The sequence below is a fragment of the Jatrophihabitans sp. sgz311053 genome (assembly GCF_056135305.1).
Window position 1 is genome coordinate 1,636,903 of the sequence record NZ_JBWAXP010000002.1, and the last position, 24,667, is coordinate 1,661,569.

General features: G+C 71.5%; 21 protein-coding genes. 11 read left to right on the forward strand and 10 right to left on the reverse strand.

Features of this window, described 5'->3' with window-relative positions:
- Positions 1 to 4: 4 nt before the first annotated feature.
- The 3 genes from AC0NZQ_RS16660 to AC0NZQ_RS16670 all read right to left on the reverse strand — a co-directional run bounded on the left by AC0NZQ_RS16660 (position 5) and on the right by AC0NZQ_RS16670 (position 3,325).
- Entirely contained in the window at positions 5 to 712 is a 708-nt protein-coding gene (locus AC0NZQ_RS16660; protein ID WP_474531091.1) for an alpha/beta hydrolase, read from the reverse strand.
- Entirely contained in the window at positions 700 to 2,286 is a 1,587-nt protein-coding gene (locus tag AC0NZQ_RS16665; RefSeq protein ID WP_474531092.1) for an alpha/beta hydrolase, read from the reverse strand. The genes AC0NZQ_RS16660 and AC0NZQ_RS16665 overlap by 13 nt, the downstream gene beginning before the upstream one ends.
- A 64-nt stretch (positions 2,287 to 2,350) precedes the next feature.
- Positions 2,351 to 3,325, reverse strand: coding sequence for an Abi-alpha family protein (locus AC0NZQ_RS16670; protein WP_474531093.1), 975 nt, complete (start codon positions 3,323 to 3,325; stop codon positions 2,351 to 2,353).
- A 230-nt stretch (positions 3,326 to 3,555) separates the two neighbouring features.
- Here AC0NZQ_RS16670 and AC0NZQ_RS16675 point away from each other — a divergent pair, with 230 nt between their 5' ends.
- A complete protein-coding gene (locus AC0NZQ_RS16675; RefSeq protein WP_474531094.1) occupies positions 3,556 to 4,656 on the forward strand; it encodes an ATP-dependent DNA ligase in 1,101 nt (366 codons plus the stop codon).
- A 34-nt stretch (positions 4,657 to 4,690) separates the two neighbouring features.
- Here AC0NZQ_RS16675 and AC0NZQ_RS16680 read toward each other — a convergent pair whose 3' ends face one another.
- Positions 4,691 to 5,428 (reverse strand): pyrimidine reductase family protein, encoded by a 738-nt coding sequence (locus AC0NZQ_RS16680; RefSeq protein ID WP_474531095.1) that lies wholly within the window; start codon positions 5,426 to 5,428, stop codon positions 4,691 to 4,693.
- A gap of 71 nt (positions 5,429 to 5,499) precedes the next feature.
- Between AC0NZQ_RS16680 and AC0NZQ_RS16685 the strand changes: the two genes are divergently transcribed.
- From AC0NZQ_RS16685 to AC0NZQ_RS16695, 3 genes are read left to right on the forward strand one after another with little or no spacing between them, the layout of a single operon-like run.
- On the forward strand, positions 5,500 to 6,693 hold the full coding sequence (locus AC0NZQ_RS16685) for an AI-2E family transporter (protein ID WP_474531096.1): 1,194 nt from the start codon (positions 5,500 to 5,502) through the stop codon (positions 6,691 to 6,693).
- 16 nt (positions 6,694 to 6,709) lie between these two features.
- A complete protein-coding gene (locus AC0NZQ_RS16690; protein ID WP_474531098.1) occupies positions 6,710 to 7,429 on the forward strand; it encodes a hypothetical protein in 720 nt (239 codons plus the stop codon).
- A 29-nt stretch (positions 7,430 to 7,458) separates the two neighbouring features.
- Positions 7,459 to 7,662 (forward strand): hypothetical protein, encoded by a 204-nt coding sequence (locus AC0NZQ_RS16695; RefSeq protein ID WP_474531099.1) that lies wholly within the window; start codon positions 7,459 to 7,461, stop codon positions 7,660 to 7,662.
- A 49-nt stretch (positions 7,663 to 7,711) separates the two neighbouring features.
- On the opposite strand, the gene AC0NZQ_RS16700 is transcribed toward AC0NZQ_RS16695, so the two are convergent.
- Together AC0NZQ_RS16700 and treZ are read right to left on the reverse strand one after the other, a co-directional pair.
- Positions 7,712 to 8,161: a hypothetical protein gene (locus AC0NZQ_RS16700; RefSeq protein WP_474531100.1), complete on the reverse strand. Its 450-nt coding sequence runs from the start codon at positions 8,159 to 8,161 to the stop codon at positions 7,712 to 7,714.
- 123 nt (positions 8,162 to 8,284) lie between these two features.
- Entirely contained in the window at positions 8,285 to 10,000 is a 1,716-nt protein-coding gene (gene treZ / locus AC0NZQ_RS16705) for a malto-oligosyltrehalose trehalohydrolase (protein ID WP_474531102.1), read from the reverse strand.
- A gap of 107 nt (positions 10,001 to 10,107) precedes the next feature.
- On the opposite strand from treZ, the gene AC0NZQ_RS16710 reads away from it, so the two are divergent.
- The 3 genes from AC0NZQ_RS16710 to AC0NZQ_RS16720 all read left to right on the forward strand — a co-directional run bounded on the left by AC0NZQ_RS16710 (position 10,108) and on the right by AC0NZQ_RS16720 (position 12,352).
- On the forward strand, positions 10,108 to 10,596 hold the full coding sequence (locus AC0NZQ_RS16710; protein ID WP_474531103.1) for an SRPBCC family protein: 489 nt from the start codon (positions 10,108 to 10,110) through the stop codon (positions 10,594 to 10,596).
- A 17-nt stretch (positions 10,597 to 10,613) separates the two neighbouring features.
- Positions 10,614 to 11,438 carry a PPK2 family polyphosphate kinase gene (locus tag AC0NZQ_RS16715; protein WP_474531104.1) on the forward strand — a complete coding sequence of 275 codons (825 nt, stop codon included), beginning with the start codon at positions 10,614 to 10,616 and terminating at the stop codon, positions 11,436 to 11,438.
- A gap of 116 nt (positions 11,439 to 11,554) precedes the next feature.
- Positions 11,555 to 12,352, forward strand: coding sequence for an Rv0361 family membrane protein (locus tag AC0NZQ_RS16720; protein ID WP_474531105.1), 798 nt, complete (start codon positions 11,555 to 11,557; stop codon positions 12,350 to 12,352).
- A 13-nt stretch (positions 12,353 to 12,365) separates the two neighbouring features.
- Here the strand turns inward: AC0NZQ_RS16720 and treY are convergent, their stop codons facing one another.
- From treY to AC0NZQ_RS16735, 3 genes are all read right to left on the reverse strand, one after another.
- Positions 12,366 to 14,639, reverse strand: coding sequence for a malto-oligosyltrehalose synthase (gene treY, locus AC0NZQ_RS16725; protein ID WP_474531106.1), 2,274 nt, complete (start codon positions 14,637 to 14,639; stop codon positions 12,366 to 12,368).
- A complete protein-coding gene (gene glgX, locus AC0NZQ_RS16730; protein ID WP_474531107.1) occupies positions 14,636 to 16,741 on the reverse strand; it encodes a glycogen debranching protein GlgX in 2,106 nt (701 codons plus the stop codon). Before glgX ends, treY begins: the two co-directional genes overlap by 4 nt.
- A 309-nt stretch (positions 16,742 to 17,050) precedes the next feature.
- Positions 17,051 to 17,776 (reverse strand): hypothetical protein, encoded by a 726-nt coding sequence (locus AC0NZQ_RS16735; protein ID WP_474531108.1) that lies wholly within the window; start codon positions 17,774 to 17,776, stop codon positions 17,051 to 17,053.
- Between the two features lie 136 nt (positions 17,777 to 17,912).
- On the opposite strand from AC0NZQ_RS16735, the gene uvrB reads away from it, so the two are divergent.
- From uvrB to AC0NZQ_RS16750, 3 genes are all read left to right on the forward strand, one after another.
- Positions 17,913 to 20,102: an excinuclease ABC subunit UvrB gene (uvrB, locus tag AC0NZQ_RS16740; protein ID WP_474531109.1), complete on the forward strand. Its 2,190-nt coding sequence runs from the start codon at positions 17,913 to 17,915 to the stop codon at positions 20,100 to 20,102.
- Positions 20,103 to 20,112: 10 nt separating this feature from the next.
- Positions 20,113 to 21,060 (forward strand): hypothetical protein, encoded by a 948-nt coding sequence (locus AC0NZQ_RS16745; RefSeq protein WP_474531110.1) that lies wholly within the window; start codon positions 20,113 to 20,115, stop codon positions 21,058 to 21,060.
- 196 nt (positions 21,061 to 21,256) lie between these two features.
- Positions 21,257 to 22,093, forward strand: coding sequence for an SDR family oxidoreductase (locus AC0NZQ_RS16750; RefSeq protein ID WP_474531111.1), 837 nt, complete (start codon positions 21,257 to 21,259; stop codon positions 22,091 to 22,093).
- On the opposite strand, the gene AC0NZQ_RS16755 is transcribed toward AC0NZQ_RS16750, so the two are convergent.
- Positions 22,066 to 22,881, reverse strand: a complete 816-nt coding sequence (locus tag AC0NZQ_RS16755; protein ID WP_474531112.1) for an IclR family transcriptional regulator — start codon at positions 22,879 to 22,881, stop codon at positions 22,066 to 22,068. The genes AC0NZQ_RS16750 and AC0NZQ_RS16755 overlap by 28 nt on opposite strands.
- A gap of 83 nt (positions 22,882 to 22,964) precedes the next feature.
- On the opposite strand from AC0NZQ_RS16755, the gene hutU reads away from it, so the two are divergent.
- Complete coding sequence (gene hutU, locus AC0NZQ_RS16760) at positions 22,965 to 24,653, forward strand: urocanate hydratase (RefSeq protein ID WP_474531113.1); 1,689 nt, start codon at positions 22,965 to 22,967, stop codon at positions 24,651 to 24,653.
- Positions 24,654 to 24,667 lie beyond the last annotated feature (14 nt).

Here is a 24,667-nt window from a genome sequence, read left to right on the forward strand (position 1 = left end):
GTCCTCACACTACGACGGGGCCCTGCCCTGCCGACGCTCTCGTCACGATGTTCGCAGCGGCGTCGCCAACGGTTTCGCGGGGTGGCACACCGAGCAGCGACTCGACGGTGAAGCCGGCCGCCAGCCGATGCCACAGCCCCGGTCGCTGCAGCATGGCGTGCTTCGCCCCGCGCAGCGAGACGTAGCCCACCGGGGTGCCGGCGGCGGTGAGCTCGCGGGCGAGCCGCAGCGACTCCGACGGGCTCGTCATGCGGTCGGCGTCACCGTGGACGACGAGGATGTCGCGGCCGGCGAGCTGGGCCGACGGGTCACCGGGCTCGACCCAGGGCGCCAGCCCCACCACGCTGCGGACCGTCGGGTACCCGCCGGCGAAGATCGCCGTCCGCCCGCCCATGGAGTGTCCGACCAGCCCGACCGGGAGCTCGCCGAAGCGCTCGGCCAGCTCGCCGAGGGCCTCGGTCGTGTCGCCGACGGGGGAGCGCTCGTCGTCGTTCCAGCCGCGCAGCCGGAACCGCAGCCGGGCCACCACCAGGCCGTGCGCGGCGCCGGCGGTCGCGAGCGCCGTGGCGATCGGCCGCATGCGCAGCACGGCCAGCTGCAGCGGTCCGGTGGCGGCACGGCTGCGTTCCCGACCACCGTGCAGCACCAGCGCGACGGCGCGGGGCGTCTCGGGAACGGTGTCGAGGTCCAGCCGTGGGCTCAGTTTCGGCATGTCGTCCCCTGCGCCGGAAGGGTGCCGCGCACCAGGTACGCCTCGACCTTGTCGTCGATGCAGGTGCTGCCCTGCAGGAAGGAGGTGTGCCCCTGCCCGACCCAGGTCAGCAGCCGGGCGTTGCCCATGACGCGGGTCAGGTCCTTCGCGCCCTGGTAAGGCGTGGCGGGGTCGTTGACGTTGCCGACCACCAGGACCGTCTTGGCGGTGGCGGCCCGTGGCCGCGGGAGCGGGGTGCGGTCCGGTTGCCACTGCTGGCAGCTGAACAGCGACGGCGCCGACCAGAGCCCGAAGATCGGGAAGCGGGTGGCCCAGGACCGTGCCGTCACCCGGATCGTCGTGTCGCTCGGCCCGGGTTTCGAGTCGTTGCAGTTGATCGCCGTGTTCGCGTCGGAGATGTTGGTGTACTTGCCGTCCTCGCGCTGGTTGTACTCGTCGCCCAGCTGCAGCAGCTGCCGGGCGTCACCGTCGAGGCCGGACTGCAGCGCCGTCGCCAGCGTCGGCCAGAGGCTGCGGGAGTAGAGCGCCTGCAGGATGCCGAGGTAGACCAGCGAACTGGTGGCTCGGCGCGAGTCGGTGGGGTCGGAGCTGGGGATGGGGGAGCGGTCGGCGCGGCTGGCGAGGGTGGCCACCGCCCGCCGCGGGTCACCGAGGGACGAGCACGGCGCGGTGGTCCGGCAGTAGGCCGCGAACTGGTCGAAGGAGTCCTCGAAGCCCTTGAGCTGGTCGGCGAAGGACGTGACGTCGCTGGTGAGCGGGTCCACGGCGCCGTCGAGCACCAGCGTGCGGACCTTGGCCGGGAAGAGCCGCGCGTACTGCGCGCCGAGCTCGGTGCCGTAGGAGAAGCCGAGATAGTTCATGCTGCTGTCGCCCACCGCGGCGCGGATGCGGTCCATGTCGCGGGCGGTGTTGATCGTGTCGAACTGCGCCAGCGCCGAGCCGTACTTCTCCGAGCAGCCGCGGGCGACGCCCGCCGCGTCCGCCTTGGCCTTGGCGAAGCCCGCCGCGGTCCGCACGTCGTAGGACGCCGCGTTGAGGCGGTCCTTGGTGGCGTCACTGATGCAGCGGATCGGGGTGGAGAGGCCCACGCCGCGGGGATCGAAGCCGATGATGTCGAAGGCGCCGAGGACGTCGTCGGAGAGCTGTGCGGCCAGTGACACCGCCAGCTCGATCCCCGAGGCACCCGGCCCACCGGGGTTGACCAGCAGGCTCCGGCGAGGCCCCGGCGCCGCGTCGCTGTGGATCCGCACGAGCTGCAGCGCGATCGTCCGGCCGCCCGGCTTGCGGTAGTCCAGGGGGACGTCGAGTCTCGCGCAGTCGACCGACAGCTGCGCCTTGCGGCCGGCGGGGAAGGGCAGCGCACCGAGGTTGAAGGCGTCTCGGCAGTCGGTGAACGAGGCCCGTTCGGCGCTGCGGGGCGGATCGCCGGGGCTGCCGGGGCTGCCGGAGGTGCCGGGGCTGCCGGAGGTGCCGGGGCTGCCGGAGGTGCCGCGGCCGGCGACGGTGGTCGTGCAGGCCGACAGGAGCAGGGCGGGGACGACCGCGAGCATCGCTGCGGTCCGGAGCGCCTTCACCCCGGCGACGCTACCGATCCCACCTGATGAGCGTCGGTGGGCGCGTTCCCGAGCGGGGAGGTGCTCAGGAGCGACCGGGCGCACAGGCGGCCCAGAACTCCCGACCCAGCTCGGAGAGGGTGACGCTCTTCCGCGTGATCTTCACCGTGCCCAGCCGACCGCGCTCGATGCGCGACTGCGCGGCCCGCACCTGCTTGTCCCGCTCCAGGGCGCGGTACTGCCCGTCGAGGTCGTCGCTGGGGCGACCGAAGTGCAGCAGCCCGTAGCCGTCCAGCCGGGTGAGGTAGGTGCCGACGTTGTCCGGCAGCGAGACGCCCGCGGCCGAGCCGACGGTCGAGACGTTGGCGGCGATGGGACGGCTGATCGAGCGACCCTTGGCCAGCACGTCCACGACCGCGAAGGTGCGGCCGGTGCCGAGTGCCGCGAGGATGCGGGCCTCGTCGGGGACGAGCTGGCTGACGATGGTGCCGAAGAGGTAGTCGCGGCTCTGCGCGCCGCTGGCCTCGGCGGAGCGGTCCAGCAGCTCGGTCATCGCCGAGCGCAGCGGAGCCGTGTCGCTGGCCCCGCGGGCGGCGAGGCGGGCCGCGCGAAGCTCTTCGCGGCTGGGGCCGGCGGAGGTGGTCGGCGCGTCGAGAAGGCGGAGCAGCTCGCTGCGGGCGGTGTCGCGCAGCCGCTTGCCCTGCTGCTCGACGAGGGCGACACCCGGCAGCTGCCGCGCGGCGCGCCAGCCCGAGCGGCCCAGCAGCCGCCCTACCCGGGCCGCGGTGACGATGGCCGACCCCGCCGCGGCGACGACCTGACCGGGCTGTGGCTCGGGAACGGTGAGGGCCCGCGATGCCGAGCGTGCCCGCTGCCGGGGCGCGCGGCCGGTCCGGCGCGACGGCCGTCCCACCGCGCTCGTCGCGATCTCGTCGCGTCCGGACGCCGCGTCGCCCGCGACGACGGTCTCGCCTGCCGAGACCACGTCGCCCGGCTCGGCGCCGTCCTGCCGGGGGTGCGGGCGGGGCCGCGGGCGAGGCGCGTCGGGACCGTCGGCCAATGTCGCTCCCCGGAACGGACTGTCTGTGACGCGACGAGGATAAGCGGTGCCGTCCCGCCCCTGCCGGGGGGTCGCGTCCGGGTGCGGTCCAGTCCCGAACTCAGTAGCGGAACTGGCCGACCAGCGACTGCACCTCGCGGGCGATGGTCGTGAGCTGCGCGGCCGAGCTGCGCCTCGATCCGGCACCCGAACGCGCCGCCTCGGATGCGGGACGCTGCCAGACTGGGCCGATGCAGCTGCCCGTCATGCCCCCGGTCGCACCGATGCTCGCCAAGGCGGTGCCGGCCATCCCGCCGGGCGCCTCCTACGAGCCGAAGTGGGACGGGTTCCGCTCGCTCATCTTCCGCGACGGCGACGACGTCGAGTTCGGCAGCCGCAACGAGAAGCCGATGACCCGCTACTTCCCCGAGTTGGTCGCGGCGGTGAAGGCCGAGCTGCCGGAGCGCTGCGTGCTGGACGGGGAGATCGTCATCGCGACCGACACCGGCCTGAACTTCGAGGCGCTGCAGCAGCGCATCCACCCCGCGGTGTCGCGGGTGACGAAGCTGAGCGAGCAGACGCCGGCCTCGTTCATCGCCTTCGACCTGCTCGCGCTCGGCGACGAGGACTACACCGGCCGGCCCTTCGCCGAGCGCCGTGCCGCGCTGGAGCGGGCGCTGGCCGACGCTCGGGCCCCGATCCACCTGACGCCGACGACGACGGACCTCGCGACCGCCGAGCGGTGGTTCACCGAGTTCGAGGGCGCGCACCTCGACGGGGTCATCGCCAAGCCGCTGACGGGCACGTACCAGCCGGACAAGCGCGTCATGTTCAAGATCAAGCACGTCCGCACCGCCGACTGCGTGCTGGCCGGCTTCCGCTGGCACAAGACCTCCACCGAAGAGCAGCCGTTGGTCGGATCGCTGCTGCTCGGCCTCTACAACGACGAGGGCAGGCTGCAGCACGTCGGGGTGGTGGGCGCCTTCACCGCCAAGCGTCGCGCCGAGCTCGTCGAGGAGCTGGCGCCGCTGCTGCTCGGCGACGGCGAGGACCATCCCTGGCAGGAGTGGGCCAGTGCCGAGGCGCACCAGGGCCAGCGGCTGCCGGGCAACGTCAGTCGTTGGAACGCCACCAAGGACCTCTCCTTCGTGCCGCTGCGTCCCGAGCGGGTGCTGGAGGTCAAGTACGAGCACATGGAAGGCACCCGCTTCCGCCACCTGGCGCACTTCGTCCGCTGGCGCGACGACCGGACGCCGGCCTCCTGCACCTACGAGCAGCTCGAGCAGCCGCTCACCTACGCGCTGGACGACATCGTCCCCGGACTCACGCGAACGACGATCCGGGAGGGCTGATCCCGGTCAGCGGGACCAGCGCTCCCCGATCCGGTCACGAGGTCCGGTAGCGGCAGAAGAGGGCGCCGTCCTCCTCCAGCAGGCCGACGAGGGTCAGCGGGAGCGGGTCGCCCCACCCGTCCTCGCCGCCGAGGATCCGGCCCGGTCCGGGGCCGGCGAGCAGCGGAGAGACGCTCAGGCAGAGCTCGTCGATCACGCCCTCGCGGGCGAACTGGCCGAAGACCGAGGGTCCGCCCTCGGAGAGGATGCGGGTCAGCCCGCGGGCTTCGAGGGCCTCGCGCGCGAGCGCGGGCTCGACGGCCTCGTCCCCGCAGTCCACGACGTCGGCGACCTGCTTGAGCAGGCGGCGCTGCTCCGCGTCGGCCGCCGCGCAGGTCAGCACCAGCGTCCGGGCGCCGGGAAGTGCCTCGGTGAAGAGCTCGGCCGTCGGATCGAGGCGCAGCGAGGTGCTCAGCACGGCGACCGGCAAGCTCTCGCTCAGCCCGTGGTCGCGTCGCACGGCCTTGCGACGTGCGGTGAACGACACCGGGCCGTACTGCTCGGCACGCGCCGTCCCCGACCCGACGAGCACGACATCGGCCAGGTCGCGCAGCGCGGCGAAGACCGTGTTGTCACCCGGTGTCTGCAGCCCCTTCGAGACACCGGAGGCAGCGGCAGCACCGTCGACCGAGGCGACGAAGTTGACGCGGACGCCACCCCGGTCGAGCCAGCCGGCGGCGTAGTAGGCGTGGACGTCGACATCGTCGACCGGGCCGGGGAGCAGGGCGCGCACCCGGTCATCCCATCATGTCCGCCACGGCCGGCCCGCCGCCGTAGGGTGATCCCACCTGTGAGGAGGTGTCGATGGCCGACCGCGATCCCGAATCGGTGACTGATGCGGTGACCGATGCGGTGACCGAGTCGGACGCCGATGCTGCCGAGCGGCCGACCCCGCCCTCCGCTGGCGGCCTGCGTCCGTCGGCACCCCACCTGGACCGCGAGATCGTGGCCGTCCCGCCGGGACCACCGCTGCGGCGCGACGCGCCGTTCTACCGCGGGTTCTTCTGGACCGCCGGGGCGATCGCCGCCGTCATCGCGGTGCTGGCCGTGAACGAGGCCGCGTCGATGCTCACGCTGGTGCTCATCGCCGGTTTCCTGGCCGTCGGTTTCGAGCCGGTCGTGGGCTTCGTCGGGCGCCGTGGGGTGAGCCGGCCGGTGGCGGTGCTCGGCATCGGCGTGGGGGTCTTCGTCGTCTTCGGCTCGGTCGCCTACGTCCTGGGCACGACGCTGCAATCGCAGATCTCGTCCCTCATCGACAACGCCCCCCAGTTGCTGGAGGAGCTACGTCGCAACCGCACCATCCGCGCCCTGGACAACCGCTTCGCGATCATCGACACGATCGACAAGAAGGTCACCGACCCCGACTTCACCAGCAGCGTCGTCAGCGGCGCCTTCGGCTTCGGCCTGTCGCTGGTCACGTTCGTCGTGGACGCCGTGGTCGTCTACGTGCTGATGCTCTACTTCCTCGGCGCGCGGCCGCACATCACCCGGGCGCTGTACTCGCTGGCCCCGGCGAGCCGGCGGGAGCGGGTGAGTGCGCTCGGCGACGAGATCCTGCTCCGCGTGGGCCGCTACGCCATCGGTGCCCTCGCCGTGGCGCTGATCGCCGGCACGGTCACGGCGATCTTCTGCGTGAGCGCCGGCCTCGGTGCCTACGCGCTGCCGCTGGCGGTGCTGGTGGCGCTACTGGATCTCGTCCCGCTCGTCGGCGCCATCCTCGGTGCGGCGTCGGTCTGCCTGGTGGGGCTGGCGACCTCGACGACGACGTTCTTCGTCTGCGTCGGCTTCTACATCGTCTACGAGATCATCGAGGGTTACGTCGTTTATCCGCGGGTGATGCGGTCGTCGGTGGACGTGCCGGAGTACGTGACGATCATCGCCGTCCTCGTCGGCGGCGCCATCGGCGGCATCGTGGGCGCGCTGCTCGCGCTGCCGGTCGCGGCGGCCATCCTGTTGCTGACGCGCGAGGTATGGGTACGCCGACAGGACACGTCCTGACGAGAGGAATCTCCGCGTGGCCAAGCGCAGCATGTCGTCGCGTCTGCTGTCCAAGGTGCCTGTCCCCAAGCGGGTGGAGCAGACCCTGGACGAGGCCCTCGACAAGGCGCTGGCCGTTCAGCGGCCGGTCGTCCAGCGCTACCTGGCACGGCTGCGGGACAAGCAGCCCGGCCTCACGCCGGCCGACACCGTCTCGCTGCTGGAGAAGCGTTACAAGCAGGCAGTGATGGCCATCGGGGGCGCCTCGGGCGCGAGCGCCGCGGTCCCCGGCATCGGCACCGCCGCGAGCGTCGCCACCGGTGCGGCCGAGATCACCGGTTTCATCTCGGCCACCGCGATGTACGTGCTGGCCCTGGCCGAGCTGCACTCGATCCCGGTGAGCGACCCCGAGGTCCGCCGGGCGCTGGTGATCGCCGTCCTCGTCGGTGAGGGCGCCCGCGACGTCATTGCCGGGACGACCACCGAGTCCGGTCACTGGGCACAGATGATCGGCAAGGCCGCTGCCAAGGACGAGGCCAAGAAGGGTGGCATCAACAACCGCCTGATGCGGATGCTGCTGACCCGTTTCGGCGCGCGTCAGGGGGCCCTCGTCTTCGGTCGCGCTCTGCCACTCGGCATCGGTGCGGGCGTCGGTGCGGTCGGCAACGCCGCCCTGGCTCGCGGCATCATCAGGACCGCTCGCAAGGCGTTCGGACCGGCGCCGTCGACGTTTCCCGGCGCCGTCATCGACGCCTGACATCCACCCCCACCCCCGGAGGAGCAACCGTGTTCGTGGTCGTCCTGACCGACGAGGGACAGCAGCTGGTCGGCCCCCGTGCCGTCGGCCCGTTCGAGGACTTCGACGCCGCGCAGCAGTCGGCCAACGCGCTGCGCGAGCAATGGCAGGTGGAGTCGGGCGACGCCCCGACGGCCACGGTCGTGCGGGTCGAGGCGCCCATCACCGGCGTCGTCGTCGGCGAGATGCAGTAGCGCTCCCGCCGACGACCACGCCGCTTCAGGGCCGGCCTCGGCGACCGGCTCAGTACGCCGGAGTGGTGCCGACCGCGTCGTGATAGCCACCGGACGTGCTGTCGGAGGCGTAGAGGTCGACGTCGCCGTGCGCCTTGGCCGTGTACGGGCTCAGGTCGTAGAGCCAGCCCGTCCGGCAGTCCTGTTCGTTGAGGGCCACCGAGCAGGTCTTGGAGACGTCGGCACCGACCCGCTTGATCGTGCCCCAGGCGCCGTGTGAGTCGCCGGGGACGGCCTTGTAGATCGAGTGCACGTGGGCGCGCGCCGAGTGACAGGCGGTCGAGTACTCCAGGTCGACGTAGCCGTAGGTGCGGCCGCTGTAGGTGAGCGGCGTGTGGTACACGACCGTCGGGCTGGTGCAGGTCGCCGCCGACGCGGCGGGGGCGGCAGCCAGCGCTACGGCGCCGGCGGCACCGAGCAGGGTGGCGGCGGTGGCAGCGCCAGCGAGAACTCGTCGCATCACAGGGTGGTCCTTTCGTCGGGGACGGCGCGGTCTTGCGCCGCCGCCGACGGTGTCACCCACCCCGCTCACATCGGGCGAATCAGCCCGATCTGACAACACGGCTGACGGATCTGACAGCGATCAGGTACGGATGACGGCCGCCGTCTCCGCAGGAAGGACCACGCCGACATCGGTGAGCGTGGCGGCACCGGTGGCCAGGACGACCTCCGCCCCCGGCGTCGGAACCGTCTGCTCCCGCTCGGCGAGGTTCACCGCCACCCGGAACGCACCCCGGTGGATCACCGCCCACTGCGCGTCCTCGTCGAAGTCGACCGAGACCCGCCGCAGGTCCGGGTCGCGCAGGTCGGGTTCGGCCGCCCGCAGGGCCAGCAGCCTGCGGTATAGCTCCAGGACGGCGGCGTGGTCGTCTCGGCCGACCTCGTCCCAGTCCAGGATCGCCTCGCGGTAGGCGGCGGGATCCTGCGGGTCGATCATCTGCGAGACATCCCAGCCGTGGTCGGCGAACTCGGCCACGCGGCCCTCGGCCGTGGCCTTGGCCAGCTCCGGTTCCGGGTGCGAGGTGAAGAAGGGCCAGCGGGTGGAGGCGGCCCACTCCTCACCCATCCAGAGCATCGGGGTGAACGGCGAGGTCAGCAGCAGCACCGCGCCGACCCGCAGCCGGCCGGGGGAGCAGAGCTCGGGGAGCCGGTCGCCGACGGCGCGGTTGCCGACCTGGTCGTGGTTCTGCAGGCAGACCACGAACTGCCAGCCCTGCTCGCGGGACGGTTCGATCGGCGCCCCGTGGTTGCTGCCGCGGAAGGTGGAGTACGTGCCGTCGTGCAAGAAGGCCTTGGTGAAGACCTTCTCCAGCACCGCCAGGGTGCCGAAGTCGCAGTAGTACCCCTGCGTCTCCCCGGTGAGCAGCGAGTGCAGCGCGTGGTGGACGTCGTCGTCCCACTGCGCGGCGATGCCTCGCCCCGCCGGGCGCTCGCGGATCATGATCGGGTCGTTCAGGTCGGACTCCGCGATGAGCGTCAACGGTCGGCCGAGCTCGCCGGAGAGGTCGTCCACCTCGCGGGACAGCTGCGCCAGGATGTGCTCGGGCGAGGAGTCCTGCAGGGCGTGGACGGCGTCCAGCCGCAGCGCGTCGACGTGGAAGTCGCGCAGCCACATCAGCGCGTTGTCCACGATGAAGCGCCGCACCGCCGGCTCCTCAACGTTGACGAGGTCACCCCAGGTGTTGCGTCCGCTCTTCAGGTACGGCCCGAACTTCGGCAGGTAGTTCCCGGACGGCCCGAGGTGGTTGTAGACGACGTCCAGGACGACCGCCAGGCCCCGCCCGTGGGCGGCGTCGACGAAGCGCTTGAGGCCGTCGGGACCACCCAGCGGCTGATGCACGGCGTACCAGTCGACGCCGTCGTAGCCCCAGTTCCACACGCCGTTGACGGCGTTGACCGGCAACAGCTCGACGTGGGTGACGCCGAGCTCGACGAGGTGGTCCAGCCGCTCGATGGCAGTGTCGAAGGTGGCGCCGGGGGTGAAGGTGCCGACATGCAGCTCGTAGACGACGGCGGCGGTGAGGTCGCGTCCGCCCCAACCGGTGTCGTGCCAGCGGTAGGCGTCCTGGTCGTAGCTGCGGCTCGGCCCGTGCACGCCGTCGGGCTGCCAGCGCGAGGCCGGGTCCGGGATGAGGTCGTCGACGTCGTCGAGGAGGAAGCCGTAGTCGGTGCCGGGGGCGAGGTCGGGGCCCTCCCACCAGCCTTCGCCGGCGCTTCGCAGGTCGACGTCGTCACCCGATCCGGGTGTGCGCAGGCGGAGACGGGAGGCGGCGGGGGCCCAGACACGTACGGTGCTCACCCGCTCACCCTGCCCGCCGGAGGCCGCTGATAACGCTTCGGGAGGCGGGAATCGCCGGGGCGCGTCCGTCGCGTGCGGCACACCGCCGGAATGGGCAGGATCAGGCCGTGACGATCGTGACCGTGGGCGCCAAGGGCCGCGTCCCCCCGGACGAGGTGTGGGACCGCTACGCCGACCTGAGTCGGTGGACCGAGTGGGCGCCGCAGCTCACCCGCGTCGACGCCACCGACGACCACCTCACCTTCGGCGTGACCGGCAAGGTGTACGGCCCCCTCGGCGTGCGCGCCTCCTTCACCGTCGACTCGGTGGACGAGGCGGCCCGGCGGTGGAGCTGGACGGTGCGTCGCTGGCCGGTGACGGTGCGCCTGGAGCACGCGGTGCACAAGCAGGGGGGTGGGTCGGCGACCTCGCTGCGCATCGACGGACCACTGGCTGTGGTGGTCGCCTATGCACCGGTGGCCCGGCTCGCGCTGCAGCTGCTGGTCTCGAAGGACCCGCCGTCGCAGCAGACGGCCGATCGCGACGTCCACGGCAACCTCAAGGCCGAGATGGGCACCGACGGCGAGACGGCCGGCGAGCAGGAGCGTGGGGCGTGAGCGGCAGGGGCGCCAGCATGCGGGACGCACTCCGGGTGCCCACCGGCAGTGTCGTGCTCGCCGGCTTCGACTCCTCGGCGCGGCCGCTGGCGCCGGCGGGCGTCCGGAACCGCGATCTCGTTAACGACACCGACCGGATGCGTGACCTGCAGGCCAAGCTCTGGGCCGAGTCCACCGCCGGCGGCCGGCGCAGCATCCTGCTGGTGATGCAGGGCATCGACACCGCCGGCAAGGGCGGTGTCACCAAGCACGTGGTCGGCACCTTCGGCCCCATCGGCGTGCAGTACACCGGCTTCAAGGCGCCGACCGAGGAGGAGCGGCAGCACGACTTTCTCTGGCGTATCCGCAAGAAGCTGCCGCCGCCGGGCGTGGTGGGGGTCTTCGACCGGTCGCACTACGAGGACGTCCTCATCGTCCGCGTGCACGACCTCGTCCCGCAGTCGGAGTGGGAACCCCGCTACGAGCAGATCAACGAGTTCGAGAAGGAGCTCGTGGACAACGGGACCACCGTGCTCAAGTGCTTCCTGGACATCAGCTTCGACACCCAGCGCGAGCGGCTGCTGGCCCGGCTGGACAACCCGGAGAAACACTGGAAGTTCAACGAGGCCGACCTGGAGGAGCGCGCCCGCTGGAGCGACTACGAGGTGGCCTTCGAGGCGATGCTCGAGCGAACCAACACCGATCACGCGCCGTGGTATCTCGTCCCCAGCGACCACAAGAAGTACCGCAACTGGGCGATCGGTGAGTTGCTGCGGGAGACCTTGGAGGACTTGGCGCCCACCTGGCCCACGCCGCCGCTGGACGTCCCCGCGTTGAAGGCGCGGTTGCAGCCGCCGCACTGACCCGCGGGCCCGGGTACCTGTCCCCGTCCGCATCGGTCGCGACACCGCGGCCCTCCCGGGTAGCTTCGCCTCGCGACGAGATCACGACCGGCACGGTCGAGGCGAAGGGGAGGACCATGAGCAACCCGGGTCAGGGCGGAGAGTGGGGCCCGCCGCACGGCGGGTACGGCCAGGGCGGGTACGGCGCCCCGCAGGGGTACAGCCCGCCCCAGGGGTACGGCCCGCCGCAGGGGTACGGCCCGCCGCAGGGGTACGGCGCGCAGGGTCAGTACGGCCCCCCGCAGGGTTACGGCTCCGGCGGATACGGCCCGCCACCGAGGCGGGGCAACCGAGGGCTGCTCCTCGGCCTCGGTGTGGTGGTCCTGGCCGGTCTGGTGGTGCTGACGCTCTTCCTCACCGGCGTCTTCGGCGACGACGCCGAGGGTGGCTCACCGGCGGCCGCGGTCCGGGCCACGCTCGCGGCGGCGAAGGACAAGGACGTCGAGGCCGTCAAGGCGAATCTCTGCAGCCAGGACAGGAACCGCTTCACCGGCTCCACCACCGCGCAGACCCTCCAGACCGGTATTCAGAGCTACTCGGTGGGGGCGACGTCGAAGCAGACCGACGACCGGGCACTGGTCTCGGCCACCATCGTCGTGCAGGGCCGGTCGTACACCCGCCAGCTCACGACCGTGAAGCAGGACGGCGACTGGAAGGTCTGCTTCAGCGAGAGCGGCTCCGACGTCGGGGACTCCGGTGCCACGTCAGGCTCGGATGACTCCGGCAGCAGCGGCTCGGACGCCGGGAACGTCCCCGTCCCCGTGCCGAGCTATCAGTTGCCGTCCGGCCTGCCGAGCCCCGGCGGCACCTACACCCTCCCCGGCGGCGGCACGGTGACGCTGCCGAACTTCCCGACCTACGGCGGCACCCCGTGACGCCACCGGCCGGCTACCCGGCGAGCAGGGCCACCGGGTAGGTGGCGAAGAGCTCGGCGAGCGGCACGGCACCGGCACGAGCGACTCCCGTCAGCTCGTCGCGGGTGTCGTGTGGCAGCTCCAGCACGGTGTCGCGCCAGCCACCGTCGCGCGCGAGCGTCGCCGGCAGCCGGGTCGCGGCGGTGATCACCCCGCCGCGATCGAAGGCGACGAGATGCTCGGCCGCCGGACCCCGGGCGGTGAGCGGGCGGTAGCCGTCCAGCCTCCGCTCACGGCGCAGCCGTAGCGTCCGCGAGACCAGCCACAGCTTCGCGGCGCCGTCGGCGCCGATCGGCGGGGGAGCGTCGTCGGCGTCGAGGCGCGCCAGCAGCGACCGCCTGACGTCGAAGTCGACACGCCGCCGGTTGTCCGGATCGACCAGCGAGTCCTCCCAGAGCTCGGTGCCCTGGTAGACGTCCGGAACGCCGGGCATCGTCAGCTGCACCAGCTTCTGCGTCAGCGAGTTCGACCAGCCATAGGGCGTGATCTGCTCGACGAGGCCGGCCAGGGGTTCCCGAACGCCGGCGTCGTCGTAGGCGGCGTCGACGGCGCGGTGGACGGCCGCCTCGAACGCCTCGTCCGGGCTGGTCCAGGTCGTGCTCTGCGCTGCCTCGCGCATGGCCTTCTCGGCGTAGGCGTGCATCCGGTCGCGGGCGATGTGCCCCACCCCGGCGAAGGTCTGCCACAGCAGGTAGGCGAACGAGGCGTCCGGGATGGGGGCGTCGCGCAGCAGTCCACGGACCACGGACCCCCACTCGTCGGGGAGCTCGGCGAGGACGGCCAGCCGGGCGCGGACGTCCTCACCGCGCTTGGTGTCGTGGGTCGACAGGGTGGTCATGGCTCGCGGCGCGTCGGCCAGCCGCTGCTGCTGCGCCGCGTGGAAGGCCGGCACGTCGAGGCCAAAGGAGGACGGGTCCCCGCCGACCTCGTTGAGGGCGACGAAGCGGCTGTAGCGGTAGAACGCGGTGTCCTCGACGCCCTTGGCCATGACAGCGCCCGAGACCTGCTGGAACCGCAGCGCCAGCTCGTCGCCGGCGTCCCGCAGCCGGGGCAGCAGCGCCTCCAGCGGCGCGACGAGGTCGGGACGCTCGGCCCGGACCCGGCTGACGGCGGCGTCGAGGTCGGCCACCCCGCCGGGCAGGTACGACCGGTAAACCCCGAAGGCGACGGCGAGCTCGCTGAGCGCCTCGTCGGCCGCCGGGACTTCCGGGCAGAGCCGCACCAGGCGGTTCACCTCGGCGCGCAGGATGCTGGTGATGATCTCGCGCTTGCCGATCGCGATGTGCTCGGCGCTGGTCTTCTCGTCGCCGACGAGCTCGCGGAAGAGCGCGTCGAACACCGACTCCGCGGCGGGATCGATCAGCACGCCGGTCGCCTCGGCGAGCGCGTCGTAGCCGGTGGTGCCGTCCACCGGCCAGTCGGCGGGGAGCTTCTCCCCGTGCTCGAGGATCTTCTCGACCAACAGCCAGGCCTCCTCGCCGGCGAGGTCGCGCAGCCGTTCGGCGTACTGCTTGGGGTCGACGAGGCCGTCCGGATGATCGACGCGGAGCCCGACGATGCCGTCGGCGACCCAGCGCCGGATCTGCTCGTGGGTGGCGTCGAAGACCGCCTCGTCCTCGACCCGCAGGCCGGCGAGCGTGGTGACCGCGAAGAAGCGTCGATAGTTCTGGTCGGTGTCGGCGCGGCGCCAGTTGACCAGCTCGTAGTGCTGCCGGTCGTGGACCTCGGCCGGTGTGCCGCCGAGGGTCCCCGGCGCGATCGGGAACCGGTTGTCGTAATAGCGCAGCTCCGCGCCATCTGCGCCACCGGTCTCGTCGATCGACAGCTGCGACGCCTCGAAGTCGTCGCCGAGCACGGGGAGCAGGATGCGTCCGCTCGCCCACTCGATGTCGAACCAGTCGCCGTGCTCGGCCTCACGACCATGCTTGAGCACGTTCCACCACGCGGCGTTCTGCGCCGCGTCGGCCACTCCTGCGTGGTTGGGGACGATGTCGATGAGCACGCCGAGGCCGGCCGATCGAGCCTCGGCGAGCAGTCGTGCCCAGCCGTCGGTGCCGCCTCGCTGCGGGTCGACGGTGTCCCAGCCGACGACGTCGTAACCGTGGTCCGAGCCGGTGGCCGAGGGCAGCAGCGGCGAGAGGTACACCGTGCCCACGCCGAGCGCGGCCAGGTAGTCGCAGACCGCGGCTGCGGCGTGCAGGTCGAAGTCCGGGCTGACCTGCAGCCGGTAGGTGGAGCTGGGGATCATCCGCGAGCCTGCTGCAGCACGACGATCGAGCGCGGCTCGATGGCCAGCGACGACCCGGCCTCGGCGTGCCGGTCGTCCTCGGCGGCGCTGTCGCTGTTGGTGTCGATCACGACCTGCCAGGACGGGCCGTACTCCTCGCCGGGGAGGGTGTAGTCGACCGGCTCCCAGTGACTGTTGAAGACGAGCAGGAAGGAGTCGTCGACGAGCCGCTCGCCGCGGGCGTCGCGCTCGGCGATGCCGTTGCCGTTGAGGAAGACCGCGATGGTGCCGACACCGGCGTCCCAGTCTTCCTCGGTCATCTCGCTGCCGTCCGGGGAGAACCAGCCGATGTCCGGCAGTCCACCCCGACGTCGCGTCGGGCGGCCGTCGAAGAAACGGCGTCGGCGGAACACCGGGTGCGCGTGTCGCAGTGCCGCCACCGTGCCGGTGAAGGCGAGCAGGTCGTCGTCCTGGTGCGCCCAGTCGATCCAGGTGAGCTCGTTGTCCTGGCAGTAGCCGTTGTTGTTGCCCTGCTGGGTGCGGCCCAGCTCGTCGCCGTGGCAGAGCATCGGCACGCCCTGGCTCAGCAGCATGGTGGCGATGAAGTTGCGCTGTTGCCGGGCGCGCAGTCGCAGGATCTCGGGGTCGTCGGTGTCGCCCTCGACGCCGCAGTTCCAGGACCGGTTGTGGCTCTCGCCGTCGTTGTTGTCGTCCTGGTTGGCCTCGTTGTGCTTGTCGTTGTACGAGACCAGGTCCCGCAGCGTGAAGCCGTCGTGGGCGGTGACGAAGTTGATCGAGGCGACCGGCCAGCGGCCCGAGGAGGCGTAGAGATCGGCCGAGCCGGTGATCCGGGCCGCGAACTCGCCGACGGTGCCCTGCTCGCCGCGCCAGAAGTCGCGGACGGTGTCGCGGTACTTGCCGTTCCACTCCGTCCACTGGGGCGGGAAGTTGCCGACCTGGTAGCCGCCGGGTCCAACGTCCCAGGGCTCGGCGATGAGCTTGACCTGACTGACGACCGGGTCCTGCTGCACCAGTTCGAAGAAGGCCGAGAGGCGGTCGACGTCGTAGAATTCGCGGGCCAGCGTCGAGGCCAGGTCGAAGCGGAACCCGTCGACGTGCATCTCCAGCACCCAGTAGCGCAGCGAGTCCATGATCAGCTGCAGCGAGTGCGGATGGCGCACGTTGAGCGAGTTGCCGGTGCCGGTGTAGTCCATGTAGTACTTCTGGTCGTCCTCGACCAGCCGGTAGTACGCCGGGTTGTCGATGCCCCGGAAGCTCAGCGTGGGACCGAGGTGGTTGCCCTCGGCGGTGTGGTTGTAGACGACGTCGAGGATGACCTCGATGCCCGCCTCGTGCAGCGTGCGCACCATCGTCTTGAACTCCTGCACCTGGCCGCCGGGCGAGGTGCTGGAGGAGTACTTGTGATCGGGGGAGAAGAACCCGATCGTGTTGTAGCCCCAGTAGTTCGACAGTCCCTTGTCGATGAGGGTCGAGTCGTTGGCGAAGTGGTGTACCGGCATCAGCTCGACGGCGGTCACGCCGAGCTTGGTCAGGTGCTCGATCATCACCGGGTGCGCGATGCCGGCGTAGGTGCCGCGCAGGTCGTCCGGGATGTCGGGGTGGGTCTGGGTCATGCCCTTGACGTGCGTCTCGTAGATGACGGTGTCGGCGTACGGACGCCTCGGGGCGCGGTCACCGCCCCAGTCGAAGAACGGGTTGATGACGACACACTTCGGCAGGTGGGCCGCCGAGTCCTCGTCGTTGATCGAGTCCTCGTCGCCCCAGTGGTAGCCGAAGAGTGACTCGTCCCAGTCGATCTGGCCGTCGATGGCCTTGGCGTACGGGTCGAGCAGGAGCTTGTTGGGGTTGCAGCGCAGGCCGTTGGCGGGGTCGTTGGGGCCGTGCACGCGGTAGGCGTAGCGCTGGCCGGGCTCGACGCCGGGCAGGAAGCCGTGCCAGACGTAGCCGTCCACCTCGTGCAGCTGGACGCGGGTCTCGGTGCCGCCGGCGTCGAAGAGGCAGAGCTCCACCCGCTCGGCCACCTCGCTGAACAGCGCGAAGTTGGTGCCGGAGCCGTCGTAGGTGGCTCCGAGGGGATAGGCGCTGCCCGGCCAGATCTGCATGGACTCACCCTGCCAGTCAGGCGATGTCGACGTTGTTTCCACCCCGCGTGGTTACCCCGGCGCGGTGCCACCTATCACAGCCCGGCGCATGACCGCCGAAAGCGCTTCACGGGAGCGTCCGCGGTGACCTCGTCCGCCCGGCGGAACGCCGGGGCATACACCGCCAAGGGGATGAAACGGTGCCGAGCACCCGAACCGCGCCCGGGCTGCACTCGTGTCCGCAGCGTCGCCCTCGCCTTCCCGGCCGTCCGGGTCACCCGTCGCCGGGGCGCGCTGTGACCTGCGGCGCGAGGGGTTCGCGAGCTCCGATCAGCCGAGGACCTCGTCGTCGTGGTGCGCCACCGGCTCGGGTGGCGCCGTCGTCTGGTCGGCCGGGCTCGACGTTGCGGTCGTCGCCGTTGCGGGCGCCGCGGCGCGGGCGATCACCGCGACGAACAGCAGCAGGGCGGCCCCGAGCCCGCACCACACGAAGCCACCGGGGGACCAGGACACGTCCGTCGACCGGGTGGCGCTGTCCTGGTAGTCCGGCGAGCGCAGGATGACGCGGTAGTTGTCGACGCTGGACAGGACGTTCAGGACGGTCGCGGCCACGGTCGACACCAGGCCCCCCGCTGCGACGAGCAGGAGGCTGCTGCCCAGCCGGGCGCTGCGCGGCCCGGCCCGGCGGCGGTCCCGACCGAACCACAGCACCAGTGCGATCAGGACCAGCGCCGCCGCCACGCAGCAGGCGATCCCGAGGCGCGGGCCGTGCTGGCCCGCGCCGACGCCCGGTGGCAGGTGTACTCGTCCCCAGCCGTCCGGGGTGTTCTGTGCACCGCCGGCAACCTCGGGAAGCCGGATCCGGGAGGTCTGGTGGAACGGTGCGTCAACGGCCAGGGCACCACCCACCGCGGCGGCGACCGCGGCGACGGCGCGGAGTCCGGCGCCCCGCTCGGCGGTACCCGGTGCGGGCGCGATGTCGGCCCGGCTCCCGTCGCTGCCGGCGTCGCCGTTGCTGCCATCGCCGTCGGGATCGAGCAGTTCCACGTCCGTCACGACGACAGTGTGCCGACCGGGCGCCGGTTGTCGTAGCCCTCTCGTACCGTGGAGGCATGAGCGAGGCGCGCCGAGCGAATCGGTGTCACAGCGAGCCACGAGTCTCGTGCGCGTCCGGAGCGGAGCGAGGACGCGCATGAGGGTGAAGTCCGACATCGTGCCCAGCACGGGCAAGTTCGAGGTGGTCTCGGAATTCGAGCCGTCCGGCGACCAGCCGACGGCGATCGAGGCCATCGACACCAAGCTGCGCAACGGCGACAAGAACGTCGTGCTGCTCGGCGCTACCGGCACCGGCAAGTCGGCGACGACGGCGTGGGTGATCGAGCGGCAGCAGCGGCCGACGCTGGTGATGGCGCCGAACAAGACGCTCGCCGCCCAGCTGGCCAACGAACTGCGCGAGATGCTGCCGAACAACGCGGTCGAGTACTTCGTCAGCTACTACGACTACTACCAGCCCGAGGCCTACGTCCCGCAGACCGACACCTACATCGAGAAGGACAGCTCGGTCAACGACGAGGTGGAACGGCTGCGCCACTCGGCGACGATGTCGCTGCTGACCCGGCGTGACGTCGTCGTGGTGGCGACCGTGTCCTGCATCTACGGCCTGGGCACCCCGCAGGAGTACGTCGACCGCTCGCTGCGGCTGCGCGTGGGGCAGGAGATCGAGCGCGAGTCGATCCTGCGGCGGCTCGTCGACGTCCAGTACACCCGCAACGACCTGGCCTTCACGCGTGGCACCTTCCGGGTGCGGGGCGACACCGTCGAGATCTTCCCGGTGTACGAGGAGCTCGCCGTGCGGGCGGAGATGTTCGGTGACGAGGTCGAGCGGCTCTACTACCTCCACCCGCTCACCGGCGAGGTCGTGCGCGAGGTGGACGAGGTCTTCATCTTCCCGGCCACCCACTACGCCGCCGGTCCGGAGCGGATGGAACGCGCCATCGCCGGTATCGAGAAGGAACTGGAAGAGCGGTTGGCCGAACTCGAGAGTCAGAACAAGCTGCTCGAGGCGCAGCGGCTGCGCATGCGCACCACCTACGACATCGAGATGATGCGGCAGGTCGGCTTCTGCTCCGGCATCGAGAACTACTCGATGCACATCGACGGCCGTAGCCGCGGCAGCGCCGGCAACTGCCTGCTCGACTATTTCCCCGAGGACTTCCTGCTCGTCGTGGACGAGTCGCACGTGACCATCCCGCAGACCGGGGGCATGTACGAGGGCGACATGTCCCGTAAGCGGATGCTGGTCGACCACGGTTTCCGGTTGCCGTCGGCGATGGACAACAGGCCGCTCAAGTTCGAGGAGTTCACCGATCGCATCGGGCAGACGCTCTACCTGTCGGCGACACCCGGCGACTACGAGATGGCGCTGGCCAAGGGCGAGTTCGTCGAGCAGGTCATCCGGCCGACCGGGCTGATCGACCCGGAGATCATCGTCAAGCCCACCAAGGGTCAGATCGACGACCTGGTGGGTGAGATCCGCGATCGCACCGAGAAGAACGAGCGCGTCCTGGTCACCACGCTGACCAAGAAGATGGCCGAGGATCTCACCGACTACCTGCTCGAGCAGGGCATCCGGGTGCGCTACCTGCACTCCGAGGTCGACACGCTGCGCCGCGTGGAGTTGCTGCGCGAGCTGCGCATGGGCGAGTACGACGTCCTCGTCGGCATCAACCTGCTGCGCGAAGGGCTGGACCTGCCAGAGGTGTCGCTGGTCGCCATCCTCGACGCCGACAAGGAGGGCTTCCTGCGCTCTGGTCGCTCGCTGATCCAGACCATCGGCCGCGCCGCCCGCAACGTCTCGGGCCAAGTGCACATGTACGCCGACACCATCACCCCCTCGATGGCGCAGGCGATCGAGGAGACGAGCCGCCGCCGCGAGAAGCAGATCGCCTACAACGCCGAGCACGGCATCGACCCCACCCCGCTGCGCAAGCGGATCGGCGACATCACCGACCTGCTTGCCCGCGAGGCCGCCGACACCGAGGAGCTGCTGGGCACGCCGCAGGGCGGCTCCGGGCGATCGCAGTCGCGCGGCAAGGGTCCCAACCGGCAGAAGTCGCCGGCGCCCGGCAAGGGCGGCCGGGGTGCGGCCGGCGGGGCCGGGGTCAGCGGCGGGGTCGTCGGTGTCGGGCAGAACGCCAGCGGTGGCCTGGACGTCGCCGAGATGCCGCGGGCCCAGCTCGCCGACCTCATCCAGCAGCTCAACGACCAGATGCTCGGCGCCGCACGCGAGCTGCAGTTCGAGGTCGCGGCCCGGCTGCGAGACGAGATCGGCGAGCTGAAGAAGGAGCTCCGGGGCATGGACGCCGCCGGGGTCGGGGCCTAGGCGGGCGGTAGTGATCGGCTGGCACGACCCGCTCTACGTCCCGCGCACCACCCTGCCGGGGACCGGGACCGCAGTGACGCTGGCGGGCGTCGCCGTCGAGCTCGCGATCACCGACACCGCGCCGGACGTGATCGAGTCGCAGTGGATGGACGACCGGGAGGTGACGCTGCAGCTCACCGATGTCGGCTCCGATGACAGCACCGATGACAGCTCCGGGGACGGCGCCGACGGCGTGACCGGGGACGGCTCGTCCGAGGCGTTCGCCCGCCTGCTCGAGCGTTTCACCGTGCACGCCACGGAGCTGGCAGACCGACCCACGACGGCGGGCTTCGCCCTGCCGAGCCGGGACGTGGTCCGCGGCCGCATCGCTCGCGAGGCGGGCTACCTGCCGGCGTCGGTGCTGGCCGTCGCAGATCTGCGTCGCCCGGCCGACGACGCGACCGGATTGGCCGCTGCGGCCTGCGTCGTCCGAGACGCCGCCCCGAACGACGCCGCCGCGCTGGCCGCGCTCTGGAACGAACAGGCCGAGTTCGAAGCGGCCATCGGCACCCTGCGCACCTCCGCCGCGATCCGCCGCGCCATCGAGGAGAAGGCCGCCGCCTGCATTACCGGCCCGGCCACCGTGCTCGTCGCCGAGGCTCCGACCGGGGTGGGGGATGGCCTCGTCGGCGCGGTCGTCGCCGATGCCCCGGCCGACTCCGCGTGGGCGGCCACCCGGCTGACGCTGCAGCCCACGAGCTACCTGAGCATGGCCTCGACCTCGGCCGGCGTCCGGTCGCGGGGGATCGGGGCCGCGCTGGTGCGCGAGCTGCATCGCCGCCATCGCGATGCCGGGCTCGCCGCCAGCACCCTGCACTACAGCGCCTTCAACCCGCTCTCGGTGCCCTTCTGGTCCCAGCGGGGCTACCGGCCGCTGGTGACGATCCACGCCCGGCGCATCCGCTCGGCCCGCGACTGACTCGGCTCCGCTCGGCCCGCGACTGACCCGGGTCCGACCCGGCCAGCGACTGACCCGGCGACTGACCGGCGATCGTCATTGCCGGGGGCGGCGGCCGATCCCTCGCCTTCTCCGGCCGAACGTGACAGTATCGCTGTCATCGACAACGACCGTTGTCAGATGTGTAGGTGTCTCCGAACGGCGAAGGGCCACTCTCATGGCGAAGGCAGCAGCGGGAACGGTGCGGGACAAGGTCGTGGTGATCACCGGCGGCGCGCGAGGCATCGGCTTCGCGACGGCTCGACGACTGATCGCCGACGGCGCGAAGGTCGCCATCGGTGACGTCGACGCGCAGGCGCTCAAGGACGCCGTCGGAGAGCTCGGCATCACCGCCTACCGGCAGCTGGACGTCACCGATCCCGACTCCTTCGAGCAGTTCCTCGACCACGCCGAGGACGTGCTCGGTCCTGTCGACGTCGTCGTCAACAACGCCGGCATCATGCCCTTGGGGCCGCTCGCCGACGAGACCGACGCGACGAGCAAGCGGCTCATCGAGATCAATGTCCTCGGTGTCATCTACGGCACCAAGCAGGCCCTGAACCGGATGCTGCCGCGGCGCAGCGGGCACATCATCAACATCGCCTCCATCGCAGGCGAGAGCTACGTCCCCGGCGGCGTCACCTACTGCGCCAGCAAGCACGCCGTGAAGGGGTTCACCGAGTCCGCCCGGCGCGAGTACCGCAACTCCGGCGTCCACCTGTCCCAGGTGCTTCCCACCTTCACCAACACCGAGCTGATCGCCGGCACCAAGGGCACCAAGGGCATGCGCAACGCCGAGCCCGAGGAGGTCGCCGATGCCGTGGCCTCGCTCATCGTGCGGCCGCGGCCCACGGTCCATGTCACCCGCTGGGCCGGCATCGTCGCGGCGTCCCAGGCCTACGTCCCGCGCCGGGTCGCGGAGTTTCTCGCCCGCGCCGCCGGCGCCGAGAAGTCCTTCGTCGAGATCGACGACACCGCCCGCAAGGACTACGAGGACCGGGTCCGCAGCGCCTGAGCAGGATCGCCGGCCGGGCGGCGCTCGACGGGCTCGCCACCGATGCGGCGGCTGAGCAGGTCGGCGGTGCGCCGGACCCGGCCGGCGATCTCCTCGCGGCGCGTGGCCGGGGTCGTGGTGGCCGGGAAGGTCACCGCGACGCCGGCGACGGGGTGACCGGAGTGGTCCACGACGGCTGCGCCGACACTGGCGAAGCCGGCGCTCACCTCACCGTCCTCGTCGGCGTGACCGGTGCGGCGTGCCTCGACCAGCAGCGCCCGGAGCGCCGAGAGCGAGCGCGGTCCCACGCCCGTGCGCAGCACGAAGGCAGCCGGATCGGGGTAGAGCGCCCGCAGCTGCGGTGCGGGCAGCCCCGCCAGCATCGCCCGTCCGCTGGCAGTGAGGGCGGCGGGGAGCCGGACACCGACATCGGTCACCAGCGGTGGCCGGCCGGGGGCGCGCTCCTCGATGACATAGAGCACCTCGCGGCCGTGCAGTACGGCCAGGTGCGCCGAGTGTCGGGTCCGGTCGGCGAGCTCGGCCACCGGGACGCGCGCGACCCGCCCGAGCGGCGCCTGCCGGCTGTACCCGGTGCCGAGCTCGTACGCGGCAAGCCCGAGGGCGTAGCGACGCTCCTCGGGCAGGTGGGTGACGAAGCCGTGGTCCACCAGCGTCTGCAGCAGGTGATAGACGGTCGAGCGGGGCAGGTCGAGGTCGCGCACCAGGGACGCTGCCGGCACCGGGCCGGCCTGCCGACTGAGGTACCCCAGGATCTCCAGCGTCTGCCGCGCGGCCGGGACGATCGCCATGACCGGCAGCCTAGTCTGGTATCTCAGACACCGGTCACAGCCGAGACATCCCGTGGCGGCGCGGACGGGTGTGCAATGGGCGCATGGACGGATCCCGACCCGTGACCTCGCCCCGTGGCACCACGCTGACCGCCGGCTCGTGGCAGACCGAGGCGCCGCTGCGGATGCTGATGAACAACCTCGACCCGGAGAACGCCGAGCGCCCCGACGACCTGGTCGTCTACGGCGGCACCGGCCGGGCGGCACGCAACTGGGCGTCCTACGACGCGCTGGTCCGCACCCTGACCACGCTGCGCGACGACGAGACGATGCTCGTGCAGTCCGGCAAGCCGGTCGGCGTGATGCGCACCCACGAGTGGGCGCCCCGTGTCCTGCTCGCCAACTCCAACCTCGTCGGCGACTGGGCGAACTGGGACGAGTTCCGCCGCCTCGAGCAGCTCGGCCTCACCATGTACGGCCAGATGACCGCCGGGTCGTGGATCTACATCGGCACGCAGGGCATCCTGCAGGGCACCTACGAGACCTTCGCCGCCGTGGCGGCCAAGCGGTTCGGTGGCACGCTGGCCGGCACCATCACCCTCACCGCCGGACTCGGTGGCATGGGCGGCGCGCAGCCGCTGGCCGTCACCATGAACGGTGGCGTCGCCATCTGCATCGAGTGCGACGGCTCGCGGATCAAGCGCCGTATCGACCACGGTTACCTCGATGTCGAGGCATCCTCGGTCGCCGACGCGCTGCGGCTGGCCGAGGAGGCGAAGGCCAAGCGCGAGCCGCTGTCCATCGGGTTGCTCGGCAACGCGGCGTCGCTGGTGCCGCAGTTCCTCGCCAACGACGCGCCGATCGACATCGTCACCGACCAGACGTCGGCCCACGACCCGCTGAGCTACCTGCCCGTCGGGGTCGAGTTCGACGACTGGCACGAGTACGCGCAGCGCAAGCCGGAGGAGTTCACCGGCCGGGCGCAGGCGTCCATGGCCCGCCACGTCGAGGCGATGGTGAAGTTCCAAGACAAGGGCGCCGAGGTCTTCGACTACGGCAACTCGATCCGGGGTGAGGCGAAGACGGCCGGGCTGAGCCGCGCCTTCGACTTCCCCGGCTTCGTCCCCGCCTACATCCGACCGCTCTTCTGCGAGGGGAAGGGGCCCTTCCGCTGGGCGGCGCTCTCCGGCGACCCCAAGGACATCGCCCGGACCGACCAGGCCGTCCTCGACCTCTTCCCGGAGAACGAGTCGCTGCACCGCTGGATCAAGATGGCGCAGGACAAGGTCCACTTCCAGGGCCTGCCCGCGCGGATCTGCTGGCTCGGCTACGGCGAGCGCGACCGCGCCGGCGTCGAGTTCAACCGCCTCGTCGGCAACGGCGAGCTGAGCGCGCCCGTCGTCATCGGCCGCGACCACCTCGACTGCGGCTCGGTGGCCTCGCCCTACCGCGAGACCGAGGCCATGCTCGACGGTTCGGACGCCATCGCCGACTGGCCGCTGCTCAACGCCATGGTCAACGTCGCCAGCGGCGCCACCTGGGTCTCCATCCATCACGGCGGCGGCGTCGGCATCGGGCGCTCCATCCACGCCGGCCAGGTCTGCGTCGCCGACGGCACCGACCTCGCCGCCCAGAAGATCGAGCGCGTCCTCACCAACGACCCCGGCATGGGCGTCATCCGTCACGTCGACGCCGGCTACGACCGCGCCGAGGACGTCGCCGCCACCCGCGGCGTCCGCATCCCGATGCAGGAGACTGCCCCCGCTGCCGACGCCCCCGCCCCCACCCGTTGAGTGGGCCGACTCTC

Bases quoted from the DNA above. Each gene is read 5' to 3' on its own strand.
- glgX (WP_474531107.1), bottom strand. From the start codon at position 16,741: ATGCAGATCTGGCCGGGCAGCGCCTATCCCCTCGGAGCCACCTACGAC.
- AC0NZQ_RS16685 (WP_474531096.1), top strand. From the start codon at position 5,500: ATGGCCGACCGCGATCCCGAATCGGTGACTGATGCGGTGACCGATGCG.
- hutU (WP_474531113.1), top strand. From the start codon at position 22,965: ATGGACGGATCCCGACCCGTGACCTCGCCCCGTGGCACCACGCTGACC.
- AC0NZQ_RS16715 (WP_474531104.1), top strand. From the start codon at position 10,614: ATGCGGGACGCACTCCGGGTGCCCACCGGCAGTGTCGTGCTCGCCGGC.
- AC0NZQ_RS16675 (WP_474531094.1), top strand. From the start codon at position 3,556: ATGCAGCTGCCCGTCATGCCCCCGGTCGCACCGATGCTCGCCAAGGCG.
- AC0NZQ_RS16660 (WP_474531091.1), bottom strand. From the start codon at position 712: ATGCCGAAACTGAGCCCACGGCTGGACCTCGACACCGTTCCCGAGACG.
- uvrB (WP_474531109.1), top strand. From the start codon at position 17,913: ATGAGGGTGAAGTCCGACATCGTGCCCAGCACGGGCAAGTTCGAGGTG.
- AC0NZQ_RS16720 (WP_474531105.1), top strand. From the start codon at position 11,555: ATGAGCAACCCGGGTCAGGGCGGAGAGTGGGGCCCGCCGCACGGCGGG.
- AC0NZQ_RS16755 (WP_474531112.1), bottom strand. From the start codon at position 22,881: ATGGCGATCGTCCCGGCCGCGCGGCAGACGCTGGAGATCCTGGGGTAC.
- treY (WP_474531106.1), bottom strand. From the start codon at position 14,639: ATGATCCCCAGCTCCACCTACCGGCTGCAGGTCAGCCCGGACTTCGAC.
- AC0NZQ_RS16700 (WP_474531100.1), bottom strand. From the start codon at position 8,161: ATGCGACGAGTTCTCGCTGGCGCTGCCACCGCCGCCACCCTGCTCGGT.
- AC0NZQ_RS16750 (WP_474531111.1), top strand. From the start codon at position 21,257: ATGGCGAAGGCAGCAGCGGGAACGGTGCGGGACAAGGTCGTGGTGATC.